This window comes from Sphingobacterium corticibacter, assembly GCF_003076635.1.
Taxonomy (GTDB): Bacteria; Bacteroidota; Bacteroidia; order Sphingobacteriales; family Sphingobacteriaceae; genus Sphingobacterium; species Sphingobacterium corticibacter.
The window spans coordinates 1,306,951-1,320,249 of record NZ_QDKG01000001.1; the positions used below are offsets into that span (position 1 = coordinate 1,306,951).

At 43.5% G+C, this 13,299-nt stretch carries 9 protein-coding genes; 8 read left to right on the plus strand and 1 reads right to left on the minus strand.

Annotated features, from left to right (window positions below; all coding sequences use genetic code 11):
• Positions 1 to 51: 51 nt before the first annotated feature.
• Genes DC487_RS05630 through DC487_RS05645 form a run of 4 tightly spaced genes read left to right on the plus strand, consistent with a single transcriptional unit; the run spans position 52 to position 7,650 of the window.
• Positions 52 to 3,126, plus strand: coding sequence for a SusC/RagA family TonB-linked outer membrane protein (locus tag DC487_RS05630; RefSeq protein WP_207774311.1), 3,075 nt, complete (start codon positions 52 to 54; stop codon positions 3,124 to 3,126).
• An 8-nt stretch (positions 3,127 to 3,134) separates the two neighbouring features.
• Entirely contained in the window at positions 3,135 to 4,976 is a 1,842-nt protein-coding gene (locus DC487_RS05635; protein WP_116774932.1) for a RagB/SusD family nutrient uptake outer membrane protein, read from the plus strand.
• 29 nt (positions 4,977 to 5,005) lie between these two features.
• Positions 5,006 to 5,686 carry a DUF3823 domain-containing protein gene (locus DC487_RS05640; protein ID WP_116774933.1) on the plus strand — a complete coding sequence of 227 codons (681 nt, stop codon included), beginning with the start codon at positions 5,006 to 5,008 and terminating at the stop codon, positions 5,684 to 5,686.
• A gap of 17 nt (positions 5,687 to 5,703) precedes the next feature.
• Positions 5,704 to 7,650, plus strand: coding sequence for a glycoside hydrolase family 97 protein (locus DC487_RS05645; RefSeq protein ID WP_116774934.1), 1,947 nt, complete (start codon positions 5,704 to 5,706; stop codon positions 7,648 to 7,650).
• A gap of 173 nt (positions 7,651 to 7,823) precedes the next feature.
• Here the strand turns inward: DC487_RS05645 and DC487_RS05650 are convergent, their stop codons facing one another.
• On the minus strand, positions 7,824 to 8,621 hold the full coding sequence (locus DC487_RS05650; protein ID WP_133228415.1) for a helix-turn-helix domain-containing protein: 798 nt from the start codon (positions 8,619 to 8,621) through the stop codon (positions 7,824 to 7,826).
• Positions 8,622 to 9,195: 574 nt separating this feature from the next.
• Between DC487_RS05650 and DC487_RS05655 the strand changes: the two genes are divergently transcribed.
• The 4 genes from DC487_RS05655 (at position 9,196) to DC487_RS05670 (ending at position 13,191) form a co-directional block, all read left to right on the plus strand.
• Positions 9,196 to 10,590 (plus strand): PAS domain-containing protein, encoded by a 1,395-nt coding sequence (locus DC487_RS05655; protein ID WP_116774936.1) that lies wholly within the window; start codon positions 9,196 to 9,198, stop codon positions 10,588 to 10,590.
• Positions 10,557 to 11,732 carry a sensor histidine kinase gene (locus DC487_RS05660; protein WP_116774937.1) on the plus strand — a complete coding sequence of 392 codons (1,176 nt, stop codon included), beginning with the start codon at positions 10,557 to 10,559 and terminating at the stop codon, positions 11,730 to 11,732. Before DC487_RS05655 ends, DC487_RS05660 begins: the two co-directional genes overlap by 34 nt.
• A 131-nt stretch (positions 11,733 to 11,863) precedes the next feature.
• Positions 11,864 to 12,403: an STM3941 family protein gene (locus DC487_RS05665; RefSeq protein WP_116774938.1), complete on the plus strand. Its 540-nt coding sequence runs from the start codon at positions 11,864 to 11,866 to the stop codon at positions 12,401 to 12,403.
• Positions 12,404 to 12,486: 83 nt separating this feature from the next.
• Positions 12,487 to 13,191: an SDR family oxidoreductase gene (locus DC487_RS05670; RefSeq protein WP_116774939.1), complete on the plus strand. Its 705-nt coding sequence runs from the start codon at positions 12,487 to 12,489 to the stop codon at positions 13,189 to 13,191.
• The last annotated feature ends 108 nt before the right edge of the window (positions 13,192 to 13,299 follow it).

The following is a 13,299-nucleotide window of genomic DNA, read 5'->3' on the forward strand; positions in this document are numbered from 1 at the left end:
AAAGACTTTAAGATTCTTCTGTGTTGTCTTTTTTTATGTTGCGCAAATTCTTTGTTTGCTCAACAGCGTACCATACGGGGCACCGTGGTGAAAGAAGATAATACTCCATTACAAGGCGTCAGCGTCAGCGCCGAAAAAACAACTGATGGCGCGACTACCGATAAAGACGGTCAATTTGAGCTCCGTACAGATGGAACAACCTTGATTGTGTCTTTTATTGGCTACAAAACACAAAAAATCACGATCGGTAGCCGCTCTTCCTTCAATATCACGATGGAAGACGATGACCAAACCATTGATGATGTGGTCGTGGTCGGTTACGGTACACAATCTCGTCGCAACTTGACAGGTGCCGTGAGCGATATCAATGCCAAAGAGATTGTACGTACATCTTCCACAACGACTGCAGGCGCATTAGCCGGTAAGATTCAAGGTATCTCGGTGCGTGCACAAGATGGCCGACCGGGTCGCGGTGCGGATCTACAGATCCGTAATATGGGAAATCCGCTTTACGTCATTGACGGGATACCGTATGGCGGGCAAACCGGAAACGATTGGGTGGGATCTTCCAATGTATCTGGACAAGATGCCTTCAATGCATTGAATGTGGAGGATATTGAGAATATCACCATCCTCAAAGATGCATCAGCAGCGATCTACGGGTTGCGTGCGGCCAACGGTGTGGTGCTCGTGACGACCAAGAAGGGAAGCAAAGGCGAGTCCGTACGCGTGAATATTAATGGCTACATGGGATGGCAGAATTTGACCCGCTTTCCGACCTTAGCGAATGCCGCACAATATACGCGTGCGCTGGTAGAAGCGGCGCAAAACGAAGGTGGAAATCCTTCTGCTGTGATGACGCCAGAAGAACTGGCGAAATGGCAAGCTGGTACCGAAGCTGGATATCAGGGCTACAACTATTATGATATGATTGTACGCAAAAATATTCCGCAGAATTACATCAATGCTAATATTAATGGAAGTAGTGCCAACTCCAACTATTTCCTTTCGGTCGGTAACCTGAATCAGGATGCGATGATGGAAGACTTCTCCTACAAACGTACTAATATACAGGCTAACTTGGAGACCACCATTTTAAAAGGATTGACCGTCGGTACACAAATCTCCGGTCGCCAAGAGTATAGCCAAGATGTGGGTTTGCCGGGTGGAGATGGCTACTTTTCTTCTTTTCTCGCTTTATTTAGAAACAGACCAACGGTAGGACCATACGCGAACGACAATCCGATGTATCCAAATCACGTGAATGATTTCGCGTATAACCCCGCGATTTTTAGTCGCGATATCGCCGGATATAAAGATAACCGCTATAGAAATGCTAACGTGAACTTATTCGCACAGTATAAAACGGATTTTGGACTATCGGCGAAGGGAACGGTGTCGTATAATTACACCAACAACAAGTTCGATGGTTTCCAGTATTCGTATGGTGTGTATACCTACGATCGCGCCAACGATGCCTACAACCGTACTCATGGTACCGATTCGCGCTGGCGTTATCAGACAGAGCGTGAGGTGGTAGCACGGTATGCGCAATTCCAACTAGATTATGCCAAAGACTTTGGTGATCATCACCTATCGACGACCTTAGGATATGAGCGCTCGGATTGGGATCGCAATTACCAGCAGGTCGGTACTAACCCAACCAACAACTATATACCGCTATTGCAAATGGATCAGATCAATAGCTTTGGCGATGGTTGGGATTACGAAGCACGTGCTGGTTATATCGGAAGGGTTAATTATAACTATAAAGGAAAGTACTTATTAGAAGTACTGGGTAGATATGATGGATCTTATCTGTATTACCAAGACAATCGTTGGGGAGTTTTTCCGGGGATGTCTGCTGGATGGCGCATATCGGATGAGGCCTTTTTTGAAAGCCTGAAAGGAACAGTAAATGATTTGAAATTCCGCTTCTCGATAGGCCAAACCGGTTTGGAGCAAGGGGTAAATATGCATGGCTATTTAGCAGGGTATACCTGGAATCAAGGTAATGCCATATTGGATGGGGCATATGTTCCGGGCTTGCAACCGCGAGGATTACCTATTCGCAACCTATCTTGGGTGAAGAATACCAATTATAATATCGGTATGGATTTGGCGATGTTCGACAACAAGTTGACCTTTACTGCTGATGCGTTTAAGATTATCCGTTCTGGAGCACCTGCACAACGTTATGATGTATTGCTACCGTCTGAAATCGGCTATGGATTGCCCAACGAAAACTTAAATAAAAATGGATATTACGGTATCGAAGGTATGCTAACCTACAGCAGTAACGTAGGGGAGCTAGGATATGTAGTAAGTGCAAATGCGACCTATTCAAGATACCGCAGTATCGAAACCTACAAGCCACGTTTTGGTAGCTCTTGGAATGAATACCGTAATTCGGCCGAGAATCGATACGGTGGTGTCTGGTGGGGCTATCAGGTCGAAGGTCGGTTTGAATCGGAAGAGCAAATTCGTAACCATCCGATCAATAACGATGGCCAAAACAACCGTACGCAACTACCGGGTGACTTTATCTACAAGGATGTGAATGGTGATGGTGTGATCAACAGTTTGGACGAACGTCCCATCGGTTATCAGACGAATTGGGCGCCGATGTTGAGTTTTGGCGGACGTATCGGATTAAACTATAAAGGATTTGACTTGAATATCGATTTTGCCGGTGGCGCTTTGCAATCTTGGAATCAGGATTACGAATTGCGGAATGCGTTGCACGGTGGCGGTAATTCGCCAGCGTACTTGGTAGAAGATCGTTGGCATCGTGCAGATCCTTATGATCTGAATAGCGAGTGGATTCCGGGCTATTATCCTGCGGTACGTAATGGTAACTCGGGTCCAAATCATCGGAATAGTGATTTTTGGTTGACCAATGTACGATACCTACGCGTCCGGAACATGGAACTGGGTTATACGTTCGGACAAGACCTAGCATCCAAAATTGGTTCGAGCAAAATTCGAGTATATGTCAATGGCTCTAACCTATTTTCATTTGACAACGTAAAACGTTTTCAGATAGATCCAGAAATTTCAGCTGCAGCGGCGGTGGTATATCCACAACAGAAGGTTATTATGGCAGGTTTCAACATCACATTTTAATTAAAGACATGAAGACTAAATTGATTATATTTCTTGTAGCGGCGGCGCTATCTGTGAGTTCGTGTAAACATGATGAATGGTTTGATCGACCATCAAAAAACCTCATTACTGATGAGCAGCTTTGGAATGATCCTGTGCTAATTACTTCGCTATTGGCGAATTATTATAATCGTCTTCCGACCATGCATGGCGTATTTAATACCGGAGGAATGACTGAAATGGATGACGCCATGTGGTCGGGTCACCGCGATCAAAACTGGCGCAATGACCTTCATTACGGTGACGATTACGGTCGGTACTGGGATTACGGATTGATCCGTGATATCAGTGTAGCACTAGAAGGCATCGAACAATTTGGTGGTAGTTTGACTGCTGCGCAGAAACAGCTCTTTAATGCAGAGTTGCGCTTTATCCGTGCATCAGTGTACTTCGAAATGGTGAAGCGCATGGGCGGTGTTCCATTGGTAACTACGCAATTAATTTACGATTTTAGCGGAAATCCAGAGCCTTTGCAAATGCCTAGAGCCAAGGAGCATGAGGTCTATGATTTCATCTTTAGCGAGACGGAAGCGATTAAAGATCACTTGGCGCCGAATGCGAACAGCAGAACACGTGCGAATACGGTAACAGCGCTTGCTTTGCAAAGTCGCTCTATGCTCTACGCAGCGTCGATCGCCAAGTATAATAACTTGATGGGAGCGCCAATTAGCACGCCTGGTGGCGAAGTGGGTATTCCAGCCAGCATGGCTAGTGACTACTACCAGAAATCCTTAACGGCGTCGCGCGCTATTATGGCTAATTCAAACTATGGATTGTTCAATGCCAATGCCAATAAAGGGGAGAATTTCTACACGATGTTGAATGCCAAAAATAACGGTGAGGTGATCTTTGCCAAAGACTTTCAAACAGGTGTGAAGGTGCATGGCTTCACCTATGAGAATATTATAAAAGGCTCTACAGAAGATAATGAATCCTCTTCGGCTTTGAGCCCTTCGTTGAGTTTCGTAGAAAGCTTCGATTACTTGGATGGGTCGGTCGGTACGATTCGAGATCGCGACCAGAACGGAAATCATATTGTCTATGCTAATCCTGCGGATATCTTTGCCAACAAAGACGGACGGCTTTACGGTACCGTAATCTATGCCGGTACTACCTTTAAAGGACGGAACACCAGTATACAAGCTGGTGTCGCCGTGTGGCAAGATGGTGGCTATGACCTACGCACGACATCACGATTAGGAGATAATTATGCGGCAGATGGTGGATTGTGGACGGGTTTTGACGGGCCTGCTGACAATCAACAGGATGTGAGTAATACTGGATTCTATTTGCGTAAAATGGTGAGTGATGCAGCAGGAGCGAGTGCGCGCGGTATTTCTGCTAATAACTGGTGGCCTTGGTATCGTATGGGCGAAATCTACCTAAATGCTGCAGAAGCTGCTTTTGAACTGGGCGAAACAGGTGCAGCAACGACTTACATCAACACTTTACGTGAAAGGGCAGGTTTCCCAGCCAATAGCATTTCCAATTTAACCATGGATATTATCCGCAAGGAGCGCCGTGTCGAATTAGCTTTTGAAGATCATCGCTACTTTGATTTGAAACGCTGGCGCATCGCTCACCTAGTATGGAATGGGGAAGAATCGGATCGAAACGCCGTGGTGTATGGACTTTATCCGTATCGCGTGGTACGTCCAGGGCATCCTACTAATGGACAATACATTTACCAACGTATTCGCCCGACACGTTTCCGTCGCGCCCGACTTTTCCGTATGGCCAACTATTATGCATCTATCGATCAAAATGTGCTCAACAACAATCCGAAGATTGTTCGAAATCCATTTAACTAACCATTATCACGATCAGAAAAGATTTTATTATGAAATATTCAAGTATATATCTATCTATTTTAACCCTAGCCTCTCTGCTTTCAATGGGCTGTGAATACGATAATTTTGAAGCCCCAAAGTCGACCTTGTCGGGCAGTATCGTCTACGAGGGTAATCCCGTTAGTGTAAGAACGGGTGGTACTAGATTGCAACTTTGGGAAGATGGCCATGCGCTGCGTACGCCGATGGATGTCTTTATTGATCATGAAGGCCATTTCTCCGCGTCCTTATTCGATGGTACATACAAGTTAGTGACTAATGGCGATGCGCCATGGTCGCCGCGCAATTTGGATACGGTTGAAGTCACAGTACGCGGGAACACGGTTGTCGATATCCCAGTAACTCCGTATTTTGTGTTGGAGAATGAATCCTTCACAGCGGCTGGCACCACGCTCAATGCGCAGTTTGCCATCCGACGCGTGGTGCCAAATGCGAATGTGAGTAGAGTAGCGCTTTACGTAGGCCACTCTATTCTGACGGATCAAGGGCGCTTTGAACATCGCGTGGAGATGGATGCGGCTAATATTCAATTGGGACAACCATTGAGTATGAGCACGACCTTGCCTGCGTCTTTGGCCAATCTAGATTATGTGTTTGTCCGCGTAGGCGTACTTTCCAATTTGTCAGGAGAATACTACTATTCGGATGTACAACGAGTGAATTTACCTTAACAAATATTTTTATGCCCATGAAACCTGTTTTTTGCAGTTTACTACTATCTCTAATTATTGTCTTTCCGGCGCTGGCTCAAGAATGGATCGTTCGTAGTCCGGACGCCCGTTTAGCCGTACATCTCTATTTGGAGGCTGGAAAGCTCAGCTATTCCGTGTTGCTAGATCAGGAAGTGATGTTGGATAAGTCACCTTTAGGGTTGACCGCCAACACGCATGCGCTATCAGAAAGGCTGAATTTCGTGCTAAAACACGAACGCGCTATTGATGAGCAATACAGCGAATCCCGATTCAAGAAAAGTCAGATCCGATATCAGGCCAATGAATTAGTGTGTCGATGGGAGAACAGCGAAAAACAGGCTTTCGAAACGACATTCCAAGTGAGCAATAATGATGTGGCTTTTCGCTATTTCATTCCACAACAAGGAGAGCAAGCGAATATCGTGGTGCAGCAGGAGCACAGTGGTTTTCAGTTTCCAGCTCGCACCACTACATTTCTGACTCCTCAGTCGCCACCGATGGTCGGTTGGAAAAAGACCAAGCCGAGTTATGAAGAGGATTATACCGTAGATGCAACATTAGGTGCTGCATCGCAATATGGCGTTGGTTTTACCTTTCCAGCTTTGTTTAAAGTGGAAGATAAAGGATGGGTCTTGGTTTCAGAAAGTGGGGTAGATGGCAACTATTGTGGCAGCAAACTTAGCGAGCCGACTATTAGCGGACTGTACTCTATCGCATTTCCAGAGCCTGGAGAGAATAATGGTTTGGGCGCTGTACAACCCGCATTTGCGCTGCCTGGCTTCACGCCTTGGCGCACGCTGACGGTTGGAAAAAACTTGCAGCCGATTCTCGAGACGACTATTACGCAAGATGTGGTGGGCGCTAAGTACAAAGCGTCGAAAGATTATGCATTTGGGCGCTCCACTTGGAGCTGGTTGGAGTGGCAAGATGAAAGTATCAACCTAGAAGATCAGAAGAAGTTTGTAGACTTGTCGGCAGCGATGGGCTATGAATATTCGCTGGTCGACAACTGGTGGGATACGAACATCGGTCGCGACAAGATCGAAGAATTGGCAGCTTACGCGCATAAAAAGGACGTTAGCTTGTTGCTATGGTATAATTCCAACGGCTACTGGAACGATGCACCGCAAGGACCGAAAAATAAGATGAACGAGGCCATAGCCCGTAAAAAGGAGATGGCGTGGATGAAAGAAGTGGGCATTAAAGGGATTAAGGTTGATTTCTTTGGCGGCGACAAACAGGAGACCATGCAGCTATACGAAGCTATCCTATCGGATGCAAACGAATACGGGTTACTGGTGATCTTTCATGGTTGTACCGTGCCAAGAGGCTGGGAGCGTATGTATCCGAACTTTGTGTCGAGCGAGGCAGTACTAGCTTCCGAGAACCTTATTTTTACGCAACGCGCGAATGATATGGAAGCTTTCAATGCCACGTTGCATCCCTTTATCCGTAATAGCGTTGCGGCCATGGATTTTGGCCCCGTTTTGTTGAACAAAAGACATAATCGCACGAATTCTGGTGGACAAACGCGGATGACCAGTGAGACGTTTCAAATCGCCACAGCCGTTGTTTTTCAAAGTGCGGTACAAAACTTTGGCATCACGCCCAATAACTTGACCGATGCGAGCCAAGGTGCGATTGATTTTATGAAATCGGTGCCCACGACTTGGGATGAAACCTTGTTTTTAGATGGCTATCCGGGTAAATATGTGGTGCTAGCACGCCGCAAAGGCGAGCAATGGTACATTGCAGGAATTAATGCAGAATCTACGCCTAAAACGGTAAATATCAATCTGCCGAAGCTGGCGAACGGCAAGTTAGTCGAATATAGAGACGACGCTTCAGCACGTACGATAGTTTCCAAAGCGGTGCAGTCTAAAAAGCAAAGCTATACCATGACGATCCCGACTAATGGTGGATCGGTAGTGGTTGGAAATTAATCCAGAGTATTAGCCTTCGGCCAATTGGCCGAAGGCTTCTGTTATAAAAAGCTCAGCCCTTATACTTTTCTTCAAAAAAGTATAAGGGCTGTGTTATGTAATAGGAAATCTAATGTCTATGTGTCGAACAGTTTTCTGTTCAAACAAGAATACTTATTGGCTTGTATTCTTGTTTACAAATAGGAAGGTAGTAGGGAGTGCTGCATGTCGACATGCTGTTTAGGCTTCGTGGCTAAGTATTTCTTCTTGTATTCGGAAGGCTTCATGCCAAACAGTTTCAAGAATTTGGCTCTGAAGTACTTAATGTCATTAAAGCCAGCAGCAAAAGCTGCTTCGCTCACATTATATTCGGTCTCCACCAGCAATTGCGCGACCTTTTTGAGACGGACTAAGCGTATAAATTCATTTGCCGATTTGCCTGAGATGGATTTGATCCGTCTATAAAAATTAGAATGACTCATAGAGATCGCTTCGGCAAGCATTTGCACATTGAATTTAGGGTCATCCAAATGCTTTTCGACAATATGTGTGACTTTTTCGAGAAACTCATGTTGCTGTCCGCCATTTCTAGTTTCCATTTTCTGCAAAGGAATGTCCTCGTCCAGATGATCAACCGACTGATTCTGTTGCTGTAGCAGGCTCTGCACATGAGCAAGGAGTAAATCTTTATCAAATGGCTGCGCAACTAAACTATCCGTATCAACCCGTAGGCCATTTAGCGCCATTTCAGTTGATGAGCTGGCAATCAATAAAATCACAGGTGAGTGATTCCACATCATGTTTGATTTAATTTTAGTAGATAATTCCAATTCTGATGCGTCTCTCTTTACTACATCACGGCTAGTAACAAGCGGTTGGATATTGGTCAGAAATCTTTCTGCATTTGGCTTACCCGAAAGGGCAAAGACCTGAAAATCCTTCTCCAAAATTCTCGCTACATAGTTACGGATGTCCACGTTATCGTCTACCATAAACACTTTCTTTAACAGGTTTTCTTTGTCAGCAGTATCACAATTTGTGGCAGCTCTTTGATGATGTTGACCACATAGGTTTATTATTAATTGTCTTACTGACAATAAATGTATGTCAAATTTGTTGTTTTAGCAAGAAATTAATTTCAATTTTTTCTAATTATTTCATGTATAATGATTTTAAATCACTGATTATTAGTGAATAAAACGCTTTAGCATAAGCGACGTGTAATGACAGTTACTGGGATAATTTTTATAAGAAAGCGAGTGAAATAGGTCGAAATTAGCTTAATACAGAAGAAGTTTGTAACAATACATCCTTTCTAACCTACTAGGTTTTGAACTTTTTGTAGTAGGAATTTATCGGGTTATTTCAGTTCGCTACGCTGTACATAGTACTAGACTCTTTCACAATAACGCTAGAAATCATAGTAAGTTTATAATCGCGGCTCGTACCGCCATATGAAAATTGTAATCTTGTATAGGGTCATTCATTTCATCTTGCAGCTATATCCATACTACCGTAGAGAATGTGTAGCTTTGTTTAGCTTCCCTATTTGACAGAAGTGTTTCTATGCAAAAAAAAACCACTCAGGAGCAACAGCGTTTAGCCGCGCTTCATTCCTACTATATCTTGGATACTGCGATCGAAGATGACTATGAAGAACTGACAGAGCTGGCGGCTGCAATCTGCGGAACGCCCATTGCGCTGATTAGTCTGGTAGACGAAGAACGGCAGTGGTTCAAATCGCATCGAGGATTGAACGTCAGTGAAACCCATCGTTCACAGTCTTTTTGTGCTCGTGCTATCCTGAATCCTACGGAATTAATGCAGGTAGAGAATGCGCGTCTTGATCCTCGCTTTCAAGATAATCCTTTAGTGACGGGGGATCCGTATATTGCATTTTATGCTGGAATGCCATTAGTTGACGACGAAGGATTCGCGTTAGGTTCGCTTTGCGTAATTGATCGAAAACCCCGAAAACTCAATGAAGTGCAAGAAAAGGCAATCAAAACGCTTTCAAAGCAGGTGGTTAATAAGTTAGTATTGCGCAAGAAACTACGCGAGCTCGAAAAAGCTCACTTGGAAAACATAAAAGTGAGTCTGAAAAGTGAGGAAAGTGAACGCAATCTGAGACTTATTATTGAGCAATCACCTGCGGCAATTGTTGTTTTTCGAGGAGAAAATATGATCGTTGATGCTATCAACCCCGCTATGCTGGAGCTGCTCAATCAGCAAGAAGATATTCTAGGAAAACCCATATTAGAAGCTATACCAGAATTAGAAGATCAGCCTGCTTATGACTTATTAAAAGATATTTATTTGTCTGGACAGAGCATATCTCGCTATGATACACCTGTGAGCCTACATCGCAATGGTAAATTGGAAATCGGTTACTTCAATTTTACCTATGCACCTTTGATCGAAAATGGAAAAGTTACCGGTATAATTGATATGGCTATAGAGGTGACCGATCAGGTGAATGCACGACTAGCTATTGAAGAAAGTGCGCACCAAATGCGCGAAATGGTAATGAATGCAGCCACAGGAATGTGTATCATTAGGGGGCAAGATTTGGTGATCGAAATTGCGAACGATCCGATGCTTAAGATATGGACACGTACTTCTGAACAAGTGATTGGTCGCCGTTTGACGGAGGTTTTTCCGGAAGTGATTGATCAACCTTTCCCGGATTTATTGCGTAATGTCTTAAATACTGGTGAACCATTGGCAATACCCGAGCTCACCGCAGATATTGCAGAAATAGACGGTAAGATCAATCGAATATACATTGACTTCGCATACAAACCTTTGCGTAATTCAGAAGGTGAACCAGAAGCGATTATTGCGACAGTAACAGATATCACCGAAACAGTTAAATCGCGTAAGTTACTAGGAAAAGCCGCAGCCAACTACAAGAAGCCAATGTCGAATTGGGTACCGTCAATGAGGAATACATTGCACTAAATGAAGAACTTGTCGCAACGAACGAACATCTTCGTAGAGCTGAAGAAAATCTAATACGACTCAACAAAAAATTAAAAGAGAAAGAGGAAAGCTTGCGTCTGAGTATAGAGGCCGCAAGAATGGGTACTTTCAATCTAAATGTAAAGACTGGAATAATTGAAGTAAATAATTATTGCCGAGAACTATTTGGTTTTTCAGACGATCTGGTCATTTCGATCGACGAAGGTTTTGGTACATTAACAGAGGATCGGGATCGGATCTGGGATGCTATGCATTATGCTATCCGTAATCGAACATTGTTTGAAGAAGAATATCGCGTATTCCGAAAGTCTGATAATGCTATGCGTTGGTTGCGCGCTGTAGGCAAGGTTTCTGATCCCGCAATGGGTACTGACCAGCACTTTTATGGTACGATGATCGATATTACAGAGCGTAAAGCGAATGACCAACTCAAGGAAGATTTTATTGGTATTGTAAGTCATGAAATGCGATCCCCACTAACCGCGTTGAAAGGATATGTGCAGATTTTAGATTGGAAATCAAAGAAATCAGAGGATCTATTTACGGCAGAGGTCACTGCAAAAGCTATTCGACAGGTAAACCGTATGACAACCTTAATCACCGGTTTTCTAGACGTCGCTAGAGCAGGCGAAGGCAAGATTTATCTAAACAAAACCAGTTTTGACCTGAATAATGTAATTAAGATCGTAGAAGAAGAAACTCTGACAACAATCTCTAGCCACAAAATTATGTTCCGTCCGGTAGAGCAGACAATGGTATTGGCAGATCAGGACAAATTAGAGCAGGTGCTGCTTAATTTTATCAACAATGCCGCGAAGTATTCGCCTAATAATAGCCGTATCTATGTCACCTGTAATACGGGTAATGGCTGGGTGCGTGTGAGTGTCAAAGATGAAGGTATGGGGATTTCTGTAAAAGACCAGATGCATATATTTGAACGGTTTTATCGCGTGATCGGAGCGAAGACGGAGAATATCTCGGGTTTTGGGATCGGTCTATATTTATGTAAAGAAATCATAGATGGACATGCCGGACGCATTGGCGTAGAGAGTTCAGATGGGGGAGGTAGCACATTTTGGTTTGAGTTACCGATTGCTCCACTTTCTGAAACTAATTATTAAGTTTTTTTAATAGGTGACAATACCTTGCTTTCATGCGTGTTAAGAGCTTGTAACGTGAGACGTCAATATTACTGGTGGCTTTAATTGGTGTTAAATGGCATCATTTATGCGCTAAACGCAAAAAAAACACCATGAAAACAACTGAATTCTTTGCAAAGAAAGGAAAAACTGCTAATGTACTACTAAGTTCTGGTGCTATATGCGTATTGCTTTTAGGCATCGCGATCTACAGCTCAGGATGGATCGACAATGAACTCAAGGTAAAACCATTGGTAATTTCCAGCGCGCTATTTCTAATCATGACCGCCTTGCTGATTGGTAAATTACGTGGCCTGAAGGATAAATCACCTTTGATCACCTTAACGGCAAATACCTTTCAAGGACGCACCGCTCCACTAACAAAGGCATTCGGAAAAGGAGAGTGGGTTGATGTAAAGGATATTAATTTGGAAACCTCAGGTGGGGATCGCTTGGTCGTGGTTACGCTTGCTAACCAAGAGAAATATACTGGCCATTTGTCTAAAATGATGAAAAGTATTGCAATTGACAAGGAGCGCAATGAACTTAACATCATGTATTCGGCTTCCGAAATTGAACTATCTCCAGAACAATTATTGGAGACCTTTCAATCTTATTGGAAAGAATCTACAGAAAAGACCATGCCTGCATAATCTTACGCTCGCATGAAACTACTCTATTCTAAATGACTTAATTTTATCGTTTCATTTTACATACACACAAATCACATATAGACATGCAAAACATAGAAAATAAAGTTGCTTATATCACAGGAGGTACAAAAGGTATTGGTTTTGGCATTGCCAAAGTGCTCGTTGAAAACGGCATCAAAGTCGCTATTTCAGGTCGGAAATTAGAAGATGTGGAGAAAGCGAAAACTACGCTTGGTAGTGACAACGTGTTGGCTTTACAGTCCGACGTGACCAATTTTGAAGATGAAACAAAGGCAGTAAAAGAGATTGTCACCAAGTTTGGAAAGTTGGACGTGGTAATTGCCAATGCTGGCGTTGGAAAGTTTGCGCCAATTGATCAGTTGTCTTTAGAGGATTGGAACGCGATGATTGATACCAATTTGACAGGTGTATTTCATACGTTGAAAGCTACGGTCGATCAATTAAAGCAGCACAAGGGCTACTATATTTCTATAGCATCTCTGGCAGGAACTAACTTCTTTGCTAATGGAGCTGGATACAATGCTTCTAAATTTGGTGTGGTTGGTTTTACGCAAGCAGCCATGCTGGATTTGCGTAGTTACGATATTAAATGCACGACGATAATGCCGGGTTCGGTGACATCACATTTTGCCGATCATACACCAAGTGAAGAAGATGCGTGGAAAATTCAACCGTCTGACTTAGGCGAAATGATAGTAAATTTATTGCAGATGAATCCTAACGTATTGCCAAGCAAAATCGAAGTTCGGCCTTCCAAAACGAAATAATAGGAACACTGATAAGAAGTGCTAACAGCACATCGAGAAATTACTGTTTTCTCATAAAAGGGTGAATATCGACTGATATTCACCCTTTTATATGTATACAATAGCTAG